The sequence below is a fragment of the Bradyrhizobium sp. USDA 3256 genome (assembly GCF_054058275.1).
In genome coordinates this window covers 6,043,361-6,059,826 of sequence record NZ_JBSSAE010000002.1, presented here as the reverse complement: position 1 = coordinate 6,059,826, position 16,466 = coordinate 6,043,361, and the positions used below count along the sequence as shown (strand labels likewise).

At 65.3% G+C, this 16,466-nt stretch carries 16 protein-coding genes; 11 read left to right on the top strand and 5 right to left on the bottom strand.

Annotation, left to right across the window (positions count from 1 at the left end):
* Positions 1-41: 41 nt before the first annotated feature.
* From kdgD to ACVWY5_RS30555, 3 genes are all read right to left on the bottom strand, one after another.
* Entirely contained in the window at positions 42-983 is a 942-nt protein-coding gene (kdgD, locus tag ACVWY5_RS30565; protein ID WP_028333279.1) for a 5-dehydro-4-deoxyglucarate dehydratase, read from the bottom strand.
* A 126-nt stretch (positions 984-1,109) separates the two neighbouring features.
* Entirely contained in the window at positions 1,110-2,015 is a 906-nt protein-coding gene (locus ACVWY5_RS30560; RefSeq protein WP_028333278.1) for a LysR substrate-binding domain-containing protein, read from the bottom strand.
* Between the two features lie 321 nt (positions 2,016-2,336).
* A complete protein-coding gene (locus tag ACVWY5_RS30555; protein WP_028333277.1) occupies positions 2,337-3,674 on the bottom strand; it encodes an MFS transporter in 1,338 nt (445 codons plus the stop codon).
* 213 nt (positions 3,675-3,887) lie between these two features.
* On the opposite strand from ACVWY5_RS30555, the gene ACVWY5_RS30550 reads away from it, so the two are divergent.
* Positions 3,888-4,919 carry an alpha/beta fold hydrolase gene (locus tag ACVWY5_RS30550; RefSeq protein ID WP_028333276.1) on the top strand — a complete coding sequence of 344 codons (1,032 nt, stop codon included), beginning with the start codon at positions 3,888-3,890 and terminating at the stop codon, positions 4,917-4,919.
* A 14-nt stretch (positions 4,920-4,933) separates the two neighbouring features.
* Complete coding sequence (locus ACVWY5_RS30545; RefSeq protein WP_028333275.1) at positions 4,934-5,884, top strand: fatty acid desaturase; 951 nt, start codon at positions 4,934-4,936, stop codon at positions 5,882-5,884.
* A gap of 3 nt (positions 5,885-5,887) precedes the next feature.
* On the opposite strand, the gene ACVWY5_RS30540 is transcribed toward ACVWY5_RS30545, so the two are convergent.
* The gene (locus ACVWY5_RS30540; protein WP_028333274.1) at positions 5,888-6,499 is read right to left on the bottom strand and encodes a TetR/AcrR family transcriptional regulator; all 612 of its coding nucleotides are present in this window, start codon (positions 6,497-6,499) and stop codon (positions 5,888-5,890) included.
* 178 nt (positions 6,500-6,677) lie between these two features.
* On the opposite strand from ACVWY5_RS30540, the gene ACVWY5_RS30535 reads away from it, so the two are divergent.
* The 8 genes from ACVWY5_RS30535 to ACVWY5_RS30500 all read left to right on the top strand — a co-directional run bounded on the left by ACVWY5_RS30535 (position 6,678) and on the right by ACVWY5_RS30500 (position 14,329).
* On the top strand, positions 6,678-7,703 hold the full coding sequence (locus ACVWY5_RS30535; protein ID WP_028333273.1) for a histone deacetylase family protein: 1,026 nt from the start codon (positions 6,678-6,680) through the stop codon (positions 7,701-7,703).
* A 238-nt stretch (positions 7,704-7,941) separates the two neighbouring features.
* The gene (locus ACVWY5_RS30530; protein ID WP_028333272.1) at positions 7,942-8,871 is read left to right on the top strand and encodes a Gfo/Idh/MocA family protein; all 930 of its coding nucleotides are present in this window, start codon (positions 7,942-7,944) and stop codon (positions 8,869-8,871) included.
* Between the two features lie 2 nt (positions 8,872-8,873).
* Positions 8,874-9,944, top strand: coding sequence for an aldose epimerase family protein (locus tag ACVWY5_RS30525; protein ID WP_028333271.1), 1,071 nt, complete (start codon positions 8,874-8,876; stop codon positions 9,942-9,944).
* 35 nt (positions 9,945-9,979) lie between these two features.
* Complete coding sequence (locus ACVWY5_RS30520) at positions 9,980-10,858, top strand: SMP-30/gluconolactonase/LRE family protein (RefSeq protein ID WP_028333270.1); 879 nt, start codon at positions 9,980-9,982, stop codon at positions 10,856-10,858.
* A gap of 59 nt (positions 10,859-10,917) precedes the next feature.
* Positions 10,918-11,649: a TetR/AcrR family transcriptional regulator gene (locus ACVWY5_RS30515; RefSeq protein WP_028333269.1), complete on the top strand. Its 732-nt coding sequence runs from the start codon at positions 10,918-10,920 to the stop codon at positions 11,647-11,649.
* A 19-nt stretch (positions 11,650-11,668) separates the two neighbouring features.
* The gene (locus ACVWY5_RS30510) at positions 11,669-12,538 is read left to right on the top strand and encodes an ABC transporter substrate-binding protein (protein ID WP_028333268.1); all 870 of its coding nucleotides are present in this window, start codon (positions 11,669-11,671) and stop codon (positions 12,536-12,538) included.
* A 5-nt stretch (positions 12,539-12,543) separates the two neighbouring features.
* Complete coding sequence (locus ACVWY5_RS30505) at positions 12,544-13,461, top strand: DUF1932 domain-containing protein (RefSeq protein WP_028333267.1); 918 nt, start codon at positions 12,544-12,546, stop codon at positions 13,459-13,461.
* Positions 13,462-13,546: 85 nt separating this feature from the next.
* Positions 13,547-14,329: an SDR family NAD(P)-dependent oxidoreductase gene (locus ACVWY5_RS30500; RefSeq protein WP_028333266.1), complete on the top strand. Its 783-nt coding sequence runs from the start codon at positions 13,547-13,549 to the stop codon at positions 14,327-14,329.
* Positions 14,330-14,606: 277 nt separating this feature from the next.
* Here ACVWY5_RS30500 and ACVWY5_RS30495 read toward each other — a convergent pair whose 3' ends face one another.
* Positions 14,607-15,419 carry an enoyl-CoA hydratase gene (locus ACVWY5_RS30495; protein WP_028333265.1) on the bottom strand — a complete coding sequence of 271 codons (813 nt, stop codon included), beginning with the start codon at positions 15,417-15,419 and terminating at the stop codon, positions 14,607-14,609.
* Between the two features lie 392 nt (positions 15,420-15,811).
* Between ACVWY5_RS30495 and ACVWY5_RS30490 the strand changes: the two genes are divergently transcribed.
* Positions 15,812-16,465, top strand: a complete 654-nt coding sequence (locus ACVWY5_RS30490) for a PilZ domain-containing protein (RefSeq protein WP_028333264.1) — start codon at positions 15,812-15,814, stop codon at positions 16,463-16,465.
* The last annotated feature ends 1 nt before the right edge of the window (position 16,466 follow it).

Here is a 16,466-nt window from a genome sequence, read left to right as displayed (position 1 = left end):
GCTCCTCCCTTCGTCTTTTGCTGTCTTCCTGGCCGTTCGGCTTATTCTGCCGCCTGCTGCGCGGCGACCTGCGGCAGCTTGGCTACCAGTGCCGCGAGCTCGGCGATCTCCTGCTCGGTGAGATCGGTCAGCGGCGGGCGCACCGGGCCGGAATCGCGGCCGATCACCTTCATGCCGGCCTTGATGATCGACACCGCATAGCCCTTCTTGCGGTTGCGTATCGCGATCAGCGGCAGGATGAAATCCTTCAAGCCTGCATGGATGGTCTGATGATCGCGCCGGCGCACCGCGGCGTAGAATCTGGTGGCGAATTCCGGCACGAAGTTGAACACCGCCGACGAATAGGTGGTCACGCCCATGTCGAGATAGGGCAGGGCGAAGGTCTCCGCGGTCGGCAGGCCGCCGATATAGGTCAGGCGGTCGCCGAGCCGGGTGTAGACGCGGGTCATCAGCTCGATATCGCCGATGCCGTCCTTGTAGCCGACGAGGTTCGGGCAGCGCTCGCAGAGGCGCGCCAGCGTATCGGGCTGCAGGATCGCATTGTCGCGGTTGTAGACGATGACGCCGATCTTGACCGATGCGCACACCGCCTCGACATGCGCGGCGAGGCCGTCCTGCTCGGCATGCGTGAGATAGGGCGGCAACAGCAGCAGGCCGTCGGCGCCGGCCTTCTCGGCGCCAACCGCGATCTCGCGCGCGATCGCGGTGCCGTAGCCGGTGCCGGCCAGCACGGGAACGCGGCCCTTGGTCTCGTCGACCGCGATCTTCACGACGTGGGGAACTTCACTCGGCGTCAGCGAGAAGAACTCGCCGGTGCCGCCGGCGGCGAACAGGCCGGCAACGTCATAGCCGCACAGCCAGTCCATGTTGGCGCGATAGGTCGCCTCGTCGAACGAATAGTCCGCGTTGAACGGGGTCACGGGGAAGGACAGGAGGCCGCCACCGATTCTAGCGGCCATCTCCTGAGGGGTCATCTTGCTCATGGCGCCACTCCTTGAATGTTTCTGGGAACGGGATGCGCGAGCAGCGCGCGTCCATGGCGGAATTTCTAGGGAATGGTTCGATGCGCGTCCAAGCCAAACGCGGTATCGAGCGATGCTAACTCTGCATCAATCGCCGCGCAGATGCGGCGCTGCAATTTCGGTTGCGATCTCGATCAATGAAGGCAGCAACTGGTTCTCGTGATCGCGCCGCCACACCATGAACAACTCAACCGGCACGGGTGATCGCAGCTTCAGCGGCTTCAGCTTGACCTCCGCGATCTTCAGGCTCGCGGCCGCTTCCGGCACGATCGCAACGCCGAGCCCGGCGCGCACCATGGCGAGGATCGAATGGATCTGGCTGAGATGCTGCACATAGCGCGGCAGCACGTCGGCGCGCGTGAACATCGACACCAGGAGATCGTGGAAATAGCGCGCCTCATAGGGCGAATACATCACGAAGGGCTGGTCGTCGAAATCCTTGATGCTGACGGTCTCGGCCGCAGCCAGCGGATGCTTCTTCGGGATCGCGGCGAGCAGCGGCTCGGCCACGACGCGCCGGCTGGCGAATTCCGGCCGCGCGATCGGCGGGCGCAGCAGGCCGGCATCGATCTGCCCGGTGGTGAGCGCCTCGAACTGATCGCCGGAGACCATCTCCTTCAGCGAAAAATCGACCTCGGGCAGGCGCGAGCGGCAGGCCGCGATCAGGTCGGGCAGGAAGCCGTAGGCGGCCGCGGCGGTGAAGCCGATCTTGAGCGAGCCGGTCTTGCCGAGCGCGATGCGGCGGGCAACCTGCGAGGCCGATTCCGCGAGCTTGAGGATGCGCCGCGCCTCGGGCAGGAAACTGCGTCCGGCCGGCGTCAGCCGCACCGAGCGGCTGGTGCGTTCCAGCAGTGGCGCGTCGATGATGTGCTCGAGCACCTGGATCTGCCGGCTCAGCGGCGGCTGGGTCATATTGAGCCGCGCCGCGGCGCGGCCGAAATGCAATTCTTCGGCCACCGTGACAAAGCAGCGAAGCTGGCTCAGGTCGAACATCGATGCAAGCCCGGAATTGATCGCGCGGGGATTTGTACGTTCTAGCATCGATGCCTCCCACTGGCCAAGAAGACAAACAAGCAGACAAAGACGGCGGCCGAAGCCGCCGTTTGGTTTTCTGCTCCCTCTCCCCGTTCTTACGGGGGAGAGGGTTGGGGTGAGCGGCTCTCTCTGCGCAACGGCCGCCTCGATGTGCACGCGCGATCCGAACGAGTCGGAAGGACTGTCTCTGCGGAGACGTGTTGCTTCGCCCCTCACCCGAAATTCGCTGTGCGAATTCCGACCTCTCCCCGCGGAAGGGCGGGGAGAGGTGAAGCGCGTTCAGGCCGCCTTCAGCTGCACCCGTTTGATCTCGCCGACGATGAACAGATAGGCGATCGCCGCGACCAGCGCGTTGGCACCGACGAACACCAGCGCGCCGTTGAACGAGCCGGTGGCGGCCAGGATGTAGCCGATGATGATCGGCGTCGTGATCGAGGACAAATTGCCGAAGGTGTTGAATAATCCGCCGGAGACGCCGCCGGCTTCCTTCGGCGAGGTGTCGGAGACGACCGCCCAGCCGAGCGCGCCGATGCCCTTGCCGAAGAAGGCGAGCGCCATGAAGCCGACCACCAGTGCCTGGCCGTCGACATAGTTGCAGGCGATGATCGACATCGACAGCAGCATGCCACCGACGATCGGGATCTTGCGCGCCATGGTCAGTGAGCCGGTGCGGCGCAGGATATAGTCGGAGATCACGCCGCCGAGCACGCCGCCGATGAAGCCGCACAGCGCCGGCAAGGTCGCGACGAAGCCGGCCTGCAGGATCGAGAGCCCGCGCTCCTTCACCAGATAGACCGGGAACCAGGTCAGGAAGAAGTAGGTCAGCGTGTTGATGCAGTACTGGCCGATATAGACGCCGAGCATCATGCGGTTGGCGAGCAGCTGACGGATGTGGTCCCAGCTGGGGCCGCTGTCTTGCGTCTTGCCGGCCTTCGCCGCATCCATGTCGACCAGCGCGCCGCCCTGCTTGATGTAGTCGAACTCGGCCTCGTTGATCGCGGGGTGCTCCTTCGGCTCGTAGATGGTCTTGATCCAGGCAATGCCCATGACGATGCCGAGCGCACCCATCACGTAGAACACATGGCGCCAGCCATACGCATGGGCGATCCAGCCCATCAGCGGCGCGAAGATCACGGTGGCGAAATACTGCCCCGAATTGAAGAAGGCCGACGCGGTGCCGCGTTCATTGCCGGGGAACCAGGAGGCGACGATGCGGGCATTGGCCGGGAATGACGGCGCCTCGGCGATGCCGACCAGGAAGCGCAGCCCGAACAGCAGCACCACGGCCGCGCCCGCGGACAGGAACCCGACCAGGCCCTGCATCGCGGTGAAGATCGACCAGACGATGATGCTGATCGCATAGACCCATTTGGAGCCGAAGCGGTCGAGCAGCCAGCCGCACGGCACCTGCGCGACCACATAGGACCAGCCGAACGCCGAGAACACGTAGCCCATCGCGACGGGATCGAGATGCAGTTCCTTGGAAAGTGCGGGGCCGGCGATCGAAAGCGTGGCGCGATCGGCATAGTTCACGGTGGTGACGAGAAACAGCATCGTCACGATCAAGAGCCGGACGCGGGATCGCCGCGTGTCTGCGGCGGACACAATTGCGCTCATTAGCGCCTCCTCGAAAATTTCCTCGGGGTCTGTCCTAGAGAGATGACGACAATGGGTCCAAGCCGAAACGGGTATTGATCCATACCGATTTTGAATGGATCGGCCCGGTGTCATTCCACCTTCGCCGCTATTGCCGGGGTTCCGCATTTAGTGTACGAATAGTACAGTTATGGAGGGCGCAGCGTTGCGCCTGCTGCTCGAGGTCGAATGCTGATGACCACGCTGCGCGACTATGAGGTGTTCGAGGCAGGTGATGTGACGCTGCAGGGCGGTGCCGTGTTTCCGCAACTGAGGCTCGCCTACAAGACCTATGGCACGCTGAATGCGGCGCGGGACAACGTCATCCTCTATCCGACGTCGTTCGCCGCACAGCACACCGACATCGAATGGCTGGTGCAGCCGGGCGGCGCGCTCGATCCCGAGCGCTACTTCATCGTCATCGCGAATCTGTTCGGCAATGGTCTGTCTTCCTCGCCGTCGAATTCCGCCGAGCTGCTGGGCGGCGCGCCGTTTCCTGCCTTCACCTATCATGACGCGGTCGCGATCCAGCGGCGGCTGCTGGTCGAGCGGTTTGGCGTGACCAGGCTCGCGCTGGTCTATGGCTGGTCGATGGGCGGCATGCAGGCCTATCACTGGGCCGCGCGGTATCCCGACATGGTGGAGCGCGCAGCCGTGGTTTGCGGCAGCGCGCGGTGCTCGCCGTATAGTCATGTCTTCCTCGAAGGCGTGAAGGCCGCGCTGACCGCCGACCCGGCCTATCGGGATGGCCGCTTCGTCGCCAAGCCGGTGGCGGGCCTGCGCGCGATGGGGCGCGTCTACGCCGGCTGGGCGATGTCGCATGAGTTCTATCGCGAGGAAGTCTGGCGCAAGGTTGGCTTCAACTCGCTGGAAGACTATCTGGCGGGATCGTGGGACGGTGCCTTCGCGCGGCGCGATGCGAATGATCTGCTGGCGCAGATCGCGATCTGGCAGGCTGGTGATATCAGCCGTTGCGATCAATTCGGCGGCGACGTCGACCGGGCGCTGGCCGCGATCAGGGCGCATATCCTGCTGATGCCGGGGCGTACCGATCGCTATTTTGACCCGCGCGACAACGAGGATGAGCTCGGCCGCCTGGTCAACGCGCGCTCGGCCGCGCTGCACGCCATTCCCTCGATCCATGGGCACCGGGCCGGCAATCCCGCCAACAACGCCGAAGACCGCGCCTTCATCAACGCCGAAATCTCGGCGCTGCTGCAACGCTGACAGGTGAGACGACCATGAGCATCGCAGAGACCAGTGACGCCGGACCCCGCCTGAAGCCGCTCAGCCCGCTGACCTTGCGCGATTTGTCGACCAAGTCGAACCTTGCCGGCGCGGTGCGCGCGGCAAGCCATTACGGGATGATCGTCATCGTCGGTGCGCTGATCTCCCTGGTCTCGTCGCGCTACGGTCTGCCGTGGGCGCTGCCGCTGATTGCCGTGCAGGGCTACTTCGTCGCATTCCTGTTCATGGTGGTGCATGAGACCGCGCACAAGACGGCGTTCCGCAGTCCCGCGCTCAATCTTGTCGTCGGCAATCTGTCCGCCTTCATGATCGGGCTGCCCTACCAGTATTACTGCCTGTTTCACTGGGACCATCACCGCTACACGCAGGATCCCGAGAAAGACCCGGAGCTGATCGTCGGCCCCAAGCCTGCGTCGGACACCCAGCTCGCGATCGCCTATTCGGGACTGCTGCAGGTGTTGGTTCGCATCCGCCTGATGTTTTGGCATGCACTCACCGGAAAGGTGGTCGTGCCGTGGATTCCGGCGCACAAGCGCGCCTCGATCGTGCTGGAGGCGCGGCTCTATCTCGCGGGCTATCTGCTGTTGCTCGCGGCATCGTTCGCGCTGCACAGTGCGATCCTGCTCTTTGTGTGGATCGTGCCGCTCCTGGCCGGTCAGCTCGTCCTGCGCCCCTATCTCTATGCCGAGCACACCGGCTGCGAGCGGACGCGGAGCGCGTTCGAGAACACGCGCACCACGATGACCGGCAGGATCATGAAATGGTTCGCCTGGAACATGCCTTACCATGTCGAGCACCACGCCTATCCCACGGTGCCGTTCCATGCGCTGCCGAAGCTCAACGCCATCGTCGATGGCCACATCGTGTATCGCGGCAGCAGTTACCGGGCCGTGACGCGCGAGACCTGGGTCTGGTTCCGCCGTCAGCGCCAGCGCTCTGCTTGATAGTCAAGCGTCCGCGCGTGGCCGCAGCACCAGATTGACGAGATTGCGGGCGTAGGCCGGCGTCAACGGCTTGATGCCGAAGACGTAGCGGTAGAACAGGCTGCCGTAGATCGCGTCATAGATGTCGCCGGGGACGCCCGGCGCGCCGATGCTGCCGTCCTTCTGGCCGGCGGCGATGATCTCCAGCATCTTGCTGCGGCGCAGGCCGAGGTAACGCTCGTAGAACAGTTCCGCTGTGCCGGTCTTCGAGATGCATTCCGAGATCACGGCGAGCTGCACCCGACCGAACTCGCCCTGCAACGCCTCGACATAGGTTGCGACATGGCGGCGGACGCGGGCCACCGGATTGCCGGTTTCGGGCAGCGGCACGGCCCGCGAGGCCTGATCGAGGAAGGCATCGATCAGCAAGGCTTCGCGCGACGGCCACCATTTGTAGATCGTCATCTTCGAGACGTTGGAATGTTTGGCGATCGCGTCGATGGTGGTCGCGGCGAGGCCGGTCGTCGCCATCAGCTGATAGGCGCCTTCCAGGATCGCGGCCGTGGTCGCGGCGGAGCGCGGCCGCCCGCGCCGCCCCGTTGCCGTTTCCTCCATCTCCGTCTTGCCGCTGGCCATGGCCGGACTTCGCGTCCTGCGTCTTTCAATCATTGCGCTGCATGCGGGCATAGCATGAAATCGCGCTCGGTTTCAGATCGTCGCCGTCGCTGATAGTGTACAACGCGCAAGCCAGAGCTTGCGTGCGGCACATTGCCCTCGCTCTGTCCAGCTCAGCCGATCGAACAGGAGTGTCCCCGTGAAGGCCGTCTACAGTGATCTGCACCGCAGCCATGATCCGCAGTTCTTCCTTGTCCGCGGTGTGGTCCAGCGTACCACCGAACAGCCCGAACGCGCCGACCGCCTGCTGGCGGGCCTGAAGGCCGGCAAGCACACGCTGATCGAGCCGACCAGGTTCGGCCAGGGGCCGCGGGCGCGCGTGCATAGTCCGGAATATCTGAGCTTTCTCGCGGACGCCTGGGACGAATGGTCGGCGCTCGGCAATGCCGGACCGGAGATGATCGCGAACATCCACCCGGTGCGCAATGCCGGCACGTACCCTGCTCATATCGTCGGCAAGCTCGGCTGGCACACGATGGACACCGCGGCTCCGATCGGTCCCGGCACCTGGGCCGGCGCCTGCGCCGCGAGCGACGTCGCAGTCACCGCCGCGCAGATGGTGCTCGACGGCGAGGACGCCGTCTACGCGCTGTGCCGCCCACCCGGTCACCACGCCTATCGCGACCTCGCCGGCGGCTTCTGCTTCCTCAACAACAGCGCGATTGCGGCCGAGCATCTGCGCCAGAAGCATGAGCGCGTCGCGATCCTCGACGTCGACGTGCATCACGGCAACGGCACGCAGGGCATCTTCTATGAGCGACCGGATGTCTTCACCGTCTCGATCCACGCCGATCCGTCGTTCTTCTACCCCTTCGTCTGGGGCTATGCGCATGAGCGCGGCGCCGGAGGCGGCCTCGGCACCAATCTCAACATTCCCCTTGCCAAGGGCACCGGTGACGACGACTACATGAAGGCGCTCGCAGCGGCGGAGAAGGCGATCCGCTCCTTTGCTCCGACTGCGCTCGTGGTCGCGCTCGGTCTCGACGCCTCCGAGAAGGACCCGCTTGCCGGTCTCGCCGTCACCACCGACGGCTTTCGTCGCATCGGCGAGGGGCTGGCCCGATTCGGACTGCCGACGGTGCTGGTGCAGGAGGGCGGCTATCTCTCCGACATCCTCGGCGCCAATCTGACGGCGGTGCTCGGCGGGTTTGAGGCCGCGCGCTAACGCGGTTTCGGGCGAGGCGGTGACCGGTCCGCGCGAAGAAAGCCCGTTAAGACCGGAATCTGGAGCATCGGCCTTGATTTGATCAAAGCCGATGCCCCGGCCGCGAGGCGCACAACAGAGCGTCGTGGACTTGCGCGTCCGCAACCAAAATCACATCATGCCGTTGGTATTCGGCGCTGGCTTATGATTCTGCCTGGCGGTTTCAGCCGGCCGGGTCGACCGCAACGCGAGGACGGCCATGGGTGACCTGCTTCGCATCGCCATCGTCGGTTATGGCGAGATCGCGTGCCGGCAGCACGTGCCTGCGATCGCGAAGACGTCAGGCGTAGCTCTCGTTGCGGTGGTTGATCCCGTCAAAACCCCGCCCGGCCTGCCGCATTTCCGCGATTTGCAGGAGTTGTTGCGCGACGGGCCGGAGATCGATGCGGTCGCGCTGTGTACGCCACCGCAGGTGCGCCACGCGCAGGCCGCCGCCGCGCTCGCGTCGGGCAAGCATGTGCTGCTGGAGAAGCCGCCGGGCACGACGTTGAGCGAACTCACGCCGCTGATCGCGGCCGCGCAGGAGGCGGGTCGGACATTGTTTGCCACATGGCATTCACGCTATGCGGCCGCGGTCGGTCCTGCGCGGCAATTGCTCGCGGGACGCACCATCAACAAGGTGACCATCATCTGGAAGGAAGACGTGCGCGTCTGGCACCCGGGCCAGGCCTGGATCTTCGAGGTGGGTGGCTTCGGCGTGTTCGATCCCGGCATCAACGCGTTGTCGATCCTGACCGAGATCCTGCCGCGTGCGGTCTTCATCAGGAGTGCGGCATTGGACTTTCCATCCAATCGGGAGGCGCCGATTGCGGCAGAGATCGAACTCTCCGACGCGGGTGGCTTGCCAATTCACGCCGAATTCGATTTCCGCCAGACCGGATCGCCGAGCTGGGACATCCTGTGCGAGACCGAGGCTGGGCCTGTGACGCTGTCGAAAGGTGGAAGGCAGCTGCGCGATGGCGGCAGGCTCGTGGTCGATGCGCCGGATGAGGAATACCCCGCGCTCTACCGCCGTTTCGTCGCGCTGACCTCGGAAGGAAAGTCCGATGTCGACCTCGCGCCCTTGCGGCTTGTCGCCGATAGCTTCATGCTCGGGCGACGGCGCCTCGTCGAGGCGTTCGAGGACTGACAATGACATCAGCCAGCATTGGTCGCGCCCCCTTCGGCAAGTTGCACGACGGCACCGTGGTCGAGCGCGTGATCTTGCGCGGCGAATACGGTTTTGAGGCCGCCATCCTTCCGTTCGGCGCCACGCTGCAAGCGCTGCTTGCGCCGGATCGTGAGGGGCATTGCGACGACATCGTGCTTGGCCACGATGAGCTCGACGGCTATCTCGCACAGCGCAAATTCTTCGGCGCAACGATCGGGCGCTATGCCAACCGGATCGCCGGCGCGCGTTTCGTGCTCGATGGCGAGACCGTGCAGCTTGACGCCAACAACGGTCCCAACGCGCTGCACGGCGGCCTGCAGGGCTTTGATCGCAAGCTGTGGCGGATCGTCGAACTATCGGATGATCCGGGACCGACGCTGGTGCTGGAGCGCGAGAGCCTGCATGGCGAGGAGGGCTATCCGGGCAATCTCGCGGCGCGCGTGACCTATCGCGTGCGCAGTCCGATGGAGCTCTCGGTCACCTACGAGGCGACGACCGACCGGCCGACCTGCCTCAATCTCACCAACCACAGTTTCTTCAATCTCGAGGGCGCGCGCTCGGGCATGCAGATACTCGATCACCGCCTGACGATCGTCTCCGACCATTTCCTCGCGGTGGATGCCACGGCGATTCCGCTACCGGGCCCGCCGCGGCCGGTCGACGGCACGCCATTCGACTTCCGCAAGCCCACGGCCATCGGCGCGCGGATCAGGATGCATGACGAGCAGCTCCAGCTTGGGCGCGGCTACGACCACAATTTCTGTCTGGCCAAGGGGACGGACCTTCGCCTGGCCGCCCGCCTCGAGGCGCCGCATAGCGGCCGCGTGATGGAGCTGCTCACCGATCAGCCGGGATTGCAGTTCTATTCCGGCAATTTCCTCGACGGCTCGACCGCCGGCAAGGGCGATCGTCTTTACCGGCAATCCGACGCGCTCTGTCTCGAGCCGCATGCCTGGCCGGATACGCCGAACCGGCCCGACTTCCCGTCGGCGCGGCTCGATCCGGGGCAGCTCTATCGGCGCAGCATCGTCTACCGCTTCTCAACCGCGTGAGTGACGCAATGACCGACCGTGCCGCCGAGCCGCTGATGGAAGAGGTGCCGACATCGGTGCTGTCGGCGGAGCGTTGCCATCTCGGCGAGGGTCCGACCTATGATGCGGCAACCGACACCGCCTGGTGGTTCGACATCCGCGAGCGCCGCCTGTTCGAGCATCGATTTGCAGGCGGCACCACTGTGATCCATGAATTGCCGAAAATGGCGAGTGCATTGGCGCGGATCGACGGCGAGCGGCAGCTGATCCTGACCGAAGATGGACTTTATGTCCGGCACGTTGCCGACGGCCGCCTGGAGCTGTTCGCCGCGCTGGAGGCCGACAATCCGCTGACGCGCTCCAACGATGCGCGCGTGCATCCGTCGGGCACGTTCTGGCTCGGCACCATGGGGCGCCATGCCGAGCAGGGTGCCGGCGCGATCTATGCGCTGCACCGGGGCCGCATCGTGCGGCTGTATCCCGGGATCACCATCCCGAATGCGATCTGCTTTTCGCCCGCGGGCGACATCGGCTATTTCGCCGATACCGCGACCAACGTACTGCATCGCGTGCCGCTCGATCCAGCAACAGGACTGCCGGTCGGCGAGCTCACCGAATTGATCAGGCATCGAGGTAGCGGCGGGCTCGACGGCGCGATCGTCGATGCCGACGGGCTGATCTGGAACGCGCGCTGGGGCGGTGGCTCCGTCGACGTTTACGATCCCGCCGGCCGGCATCTGCGTTCGCTGCGCGTACCGGCGAGGCAATCGAGCTGCCCGGCATTCGTCGGCCGCGACTTCTCGCGCGTGCTGGTCACCTCGGCCTGGCAGGACATGGATGAGGCGCAGCGTGCGGCCGATCCCGACCATGGCAGGACGTTCCTGCTCGACGCTGCCGCGCGCGGTCGTGCCGAGCCCGACGTCAAACTATCCTGACGGATGCGTGCAGCGCGGCGTTGTTGACGCGACCGGATTATTTGGACGATAGTACAAATATGGTCCGCAAACCTGCCAGGTCTGACGTGAAGGCCGCCGCTAGCACCCGCAAGCCGAACATGCGCGAGGCGATCCTGGCCGCGGCGGAGGAATTGTTCTCGACCTACGGCTTCAACGCCGTCTCGGTGCGCGACATCGCGCAGGCCGCCGGCGCCAATCCGGGCAGCGTGACCTATCATTTCAGGACCAAGGACGGCCTGCTGCTGGAAATCTATCGGCGCCATTGCGGCCCGATGAACCGCAGACGTTCCGAGCTTTTGGCGGCGGCGCGGCGGGTGCGCGATCTGCAGGACCGGCTGGAGGCGATCGTGCGCGCCTATGTGTTGCCGGCCTTTACGTCCGGCAGCGATCTTGCCGGCGGCGGAACGCGGTTCACGCGATTGCGCGCGATCATGTCGGCCGAGGGCAATGAGGTCGTGCGCAAGATCATCGCGCAGACCTTCGACGACACCAGTCATGCCTTCATCGACGCGATTCATGAAAGCCTGCCGCATATTCCGCGTACCGATCTGGTCTGGCGCAGCCACTTCCTGCTCGGCGCGCTCTACTACACGCTGGTGACGCCGGAGCGCGTCTCGCGCCTGTCGCGCGGCAGCGCCGACGGCACCGATGCCGGCCACGCCATCGAGGAGCTGGTGCGCGCCACCGTCGCCGCGTTGCAGGCCGCGCCGCTCGACGAAGGGGCGCCGCGCAAGATCCCGGCCGCGAATCCGGGGCGAGTGGTGACCTGAACGTCCGGAGCTTGTCGCGATGGAGAAACTTCGGCTACGCGCCGTGCTCGGCAATCATTCGCACATCCGGGCGGTGAAGAACGGCGAGCTTCGCTCCGACCTGTTCGATCTCGACTTCACCGAATTCATGCCGACCAACGCCGCTTTCAAGCCGATGGTGCGCGACCAGGCCTTCGACATCTGCGAGATGGCGATCGTGACCTATCTGATGGCAAGGGCACACGGCAAGCCGCTGGTGCTGCTGCCGGCGGCGATGGTCGGCCGCTTCCAGCACGGCCATGCGCTCTGTCGCGCCGACCGCGGTACGCTCGTGCCTGCCGATCTCGAAGGCAAACGGGTCGGCATCCGCTCGTTCACGACCACGACCGGGGCATGGATGCGCGGCATCCTTGCCAACGACCATGGCGTGAACCTCGACAGGATCAACTGGGTCACGTTCGAGGATCCGCATGTCGCGGAATATGTCGACAGCACCGAGCGTGCGCCAAAGGGCAAGACCATCGTCCAGATGCTGAGGGACGGCGAACTCGACGCCGTGCTCGGCGAGACCTCCAGCGATCCGGCATTCAAGCCATTGTTCGCCGATCCGGCCGCAGAGGCGGCGCGGTGGTATGCGCGGCACGGCGTGGTGCCGGTCAATCATCTGGTGGTGGTGACATCGCGGCTTGCGGCGTCGCGGCCGGACGTGGTGCGGAGCCTGTACGATCTCCTCAAGCGCGGCAAGGAAGAGGCCGGACCACCCGGCATGCCGGACCTGCTGCCGTTCGGCGTTGCGGCGAACCGCAAGCCGCTCGAACTGATGATCGACTATTGCGCGCGCCAGGCGTTGATCCCCCGGCACGTCACGGTCGACGAGCTGTTCGACGACACAACACGGGACTTGAACTGATGACAATCTCCGGCGATCCGAGGCAATGGCAAATCGGCATGCTCGGCTATGGCGAGGTCGGCCGCATCCTTGCCGAGGATCTGCGCCAGCAGGGCGTGAGGGTTTCGGCCTACGACATCAAGCTTGACCGCGGGCAGGGCGCGGCGCTGCGCGCACACGCGGCCGAGATCGGCGTCGAGCTCGCACAATCCCATGCCGATCTCGCGGCGCGGGCCGATTTCATCATCTCGGCGGTGACGGCGAGCCAGGCGGTGCCGGTGGCCGCGGCCTGCGCGCCCGCAATCCGCAACGGCGCTTGGTTTCTCGACTTCAACTCGGCCTCGCCCGGCGCCAAGCGGCGCGCGGCGGCGCATATCGACGGCGCCGGTGGCCGCTATGTCGAGGGCGCGGTGATGACCTCGCTGCCGCCGTACCGGATCAAGGTGCCGCTGCTGCTCGGCGGCCAAGGCGCGCGGGAGCTCGCGCCGCAGCTGTTCGCGCTCGGCTTTGCGGCGAAGGTCGCAAGCGACGAGCTTGGCGTCTCCTCGGCGGTCAAGATGTGCCGCAGCATCATGATCAAGGGGCTGGAGGCCATGGTGATCGAGAGCTTCACCACCGCACGCGCCTATGGCGTCGAGGATGCGGTGCTCGCCTCGCTCAAGGAAACCTTTCCGTCGATCGACTGGGAGAAGCAGGGCGCCTATTTCTTTCAGCGAGTGATCGAGCACGGCCGGCGGCGCGCCGAGGAGGTGCGCGAGGTGGCGGAGACCGTGCGCGAGGTGGGGCTCGCGCCGTGGTCCGCCTCCGGCACCGCCGAGCGGCAGGGCTGGATCGCCGATCTTGCCGATGAGGGCGTGTTCGGAGCCAAGGGAACGCCGGACTTCGCCCGCAGCGCCGACTGGCGTACCGAGGCCGACCGGATTCTCGCGCGCATCAAGTCCTGAGGTCTCGCCCGGAGAATCCGCCGCGTTCCCTGCCGACGCGCAATGCGCTATTGCTCCATGAACAGTTTGTTCTGGAGGCACTCCCATGAAGAATTCCGGCAAGGTCGTCGCCATCACTGGAGCGGCACGCGGCATCGGCAAGGCGTGCGCGGCGCGCTTCCTGTCCGACGGCGCCAGGGTCGTCATCTCGGATGTCGACGCTGCAGGGCTTGTCCACACCGCCCAGGAACTCGGACATATCGATCAGTTGCGGGCGGTCGAGGCCGACGTCAGCAAGCGCGCCGATGTCGATCGCATTGTCGCGACCGCGGTGAAGGAGTTCGGCCGGCTCGACGTCATGGTCAACAATGCCGGCGTCGCGCGCAACCGCGACTTCCTCGACATCAGCGAGGCCGAATTCGACGACGTGATGGGCATCAACCTCAAGGGCGCGTTCTTCGGCGTCCAGGCCGCGGCGCGCCAGATGATCGCGCAGGGCGGTGGCGGCGTCGTCGTCAACATGTCCTCGGTCAACGCGCTGCTCGCGATCCCCTCGCTCGCGACCTATGCGATGTCCAAGGGCGCGATGAAGCAGCTCACCTCGGTCGCCGCCGTGGCGCTGGCGCCGCACGGCATTCGCGTCGTGGCGGTCGGACCCGGCACGATCCTGACCGAGATGGTGGCGACGGCGATCTTCTCCTCGGAGGACGCGCGGCGCAGCGTGCTGTCGCGGACGCCGGCCGGCCGCTGTGGCGAGCCGAGCGAGGTCGCCTCCGTCGTGGCATTCCTGGCCAGCGACGATGCCTCCTACATCACCGGCCAGACCATCTATCCCGACGGCGGGCGGTTGATCCTGAACTACACGGTGCCGGTCAGCGAGAAGAAGTAGCGGGCAGGTTCAATCGCGAGCAAACTGCCAAAATATCGAAAACAACCCCATGCAAAGTAGCCGCCGGCGGCCGGCGTTCGACCAGGCAGCCTAGCGCGTCGGGCAAATCGGCGGTATTATTCCGTTATACAGAAATATCACAGTAGCCATCCGGTGTCATCGCCTGCGCATGCGGGTAATCCGGTATTCCAGAGGCGAGTCGTGCTTGAGCCGATGGCCGCGGCGTTCAGGATCGCCCGGTTGAACCGGGCGATGACAGGTGAGGATGGGGACGCCGTTAGCGGCCCTTGAACTGCGGCTTGCGCTTTTCCATGAAGGCGCTGCGGCCTTCGCGGAAGTCCGCGCTATCCATGCATTCGATGCCGACCTGCTTGATCGCGGCCATGTCGCGGTCGGCTGGATCCTTCAGCACCTGCGCAATGGTGATCTTGGCGGCCTTGATCGCCAGCGGCGCGTTGCCCGAAATGGTGCGCGCGATCTCCATGGTCGCGTCCCAGAGCTCGGCGTCCGGCAGCACGCGATCGACGAGGCCGATTCGCAGCGCCTCGGCGGAATCGATCCGCATGCCGGTATACATGATCAGCCGCGCCCAGGACGGGCCGACCAGCGACACCAGGTGGCGCAGCCCGTCATAGCCATAGGCGATGCCGAGCTTGGCGGCGGGAATGCCGAACTGGCCGCTGGCGCCGGAGATGCGGATATCGGTCAGCATTGCGACCTGCATGCCGCCGCCAAGGCAGAAGCCGCGGATGCAGGCGATGGTCGGCTTCGGATAGTCGGCGAGCAGGGCGCGCTGGGCGGCGCTGCGCCGTGAATATTCCTCGGAGGCCTCGGCGTTGTGCCTGGTCTTTTCGAACTGGCTGATATCGGCGCCCGATACGAAGGCCTTGGCGCCGGCGCCAACCAGGATCACGACGCGGACGCCCGGATCGTCGCGCAACGCCGTCAGCGCCTCGCCGAGCCCCTCCCACATCTCCAGCGACATCGCATTGCGCTTGTCGGGATTGTTGAAGGTGATGACGCCGACGCCGTCGACGACGTCTTGCAGGATCTTGCCGTCGGCAAGCGATTTGTTTGACAGGTTTGGCATATGAGGGGGTCCGGTCTGATTTCGGCCAAGGCTAGCACCCGGCCGACAGCCGAGGCAGGCGGTTTGGAGCACGGCGCGATTGCATTACCGGACAGCAACTCTCCCGGTAGTTGTACGGTTCTCAAAATAAACCGTCGCGCAACGGTTGCGCCATAGAGGGCGCCGCCGGCGCTCCGTCCCGTTTAACTTTTTCCTAGTTTTTCGACGGTATGGCTGTACGCACCTGCGCGCCAGGACCATCGCGCCAAGACCATTCCGCCACGCGCTGGGATGCGTGCCGCAGCTCCCCGCTACCATCGCGTCGGTAGCGGACTTCCCCTCCACCGGACCGGCAGTGAAGCCGGTCAATCCCGACCTCCGTGCATTCACATCGCCTCGGGCGAGGTTCAGTCGTGTCCGTCGAAAAATTTCTCAAGCAACGCGCGGTCAAGATCACCGTCAACGGCAGCTACACGTTGCCGAACTGGTACGATGTTCATGGCAAATTGCGCACCTTCGCCTGCCGCACCACGCGCGTCTCGCCGTTCCGGATGATCGTGGACGTGCCCGTCGTCGGCAAGGTCGGCGACCGGCTGACTTCGTATTTCGAGGAGTTCGGCAAGTTCGAGGGCTGCATCACCGACACGATGAGCGGCAGCTTCCTGCTCGAGCTCGAGATGACGCATGCCATGCGTGAGAAGTTCGCCGACAAGCTGACCTGGATCGAGAAGAAGCAAAAGGATCCGAGCATCCGCGAGGCGCGCAACAACCCGCGTTTCGTTCCCGTCGCGCCGCATGCCATGCTGACGCTGGCAGACGGCACCATGCAGAGCTGCTTCATCATCGATATGTCGCTGTCCGGCGCGGCGGTCTCCTCCGAGGCGCAGCCGCCGATCGGCATGCCGCTTGCGATCGGCGCCTGCGTCGGGCGAGTGGTCCGGCATCTGCCGAACGGCTTCGCCATCAAGTTCGTCGAGACCTACAAGCAGAGCGAGCTGGCCCGCCTGATCTCGCGCAAGTCCAAGGAATTGCAACTGGCGTCCGCCGACGGGAACCCTGTCGCCTGAC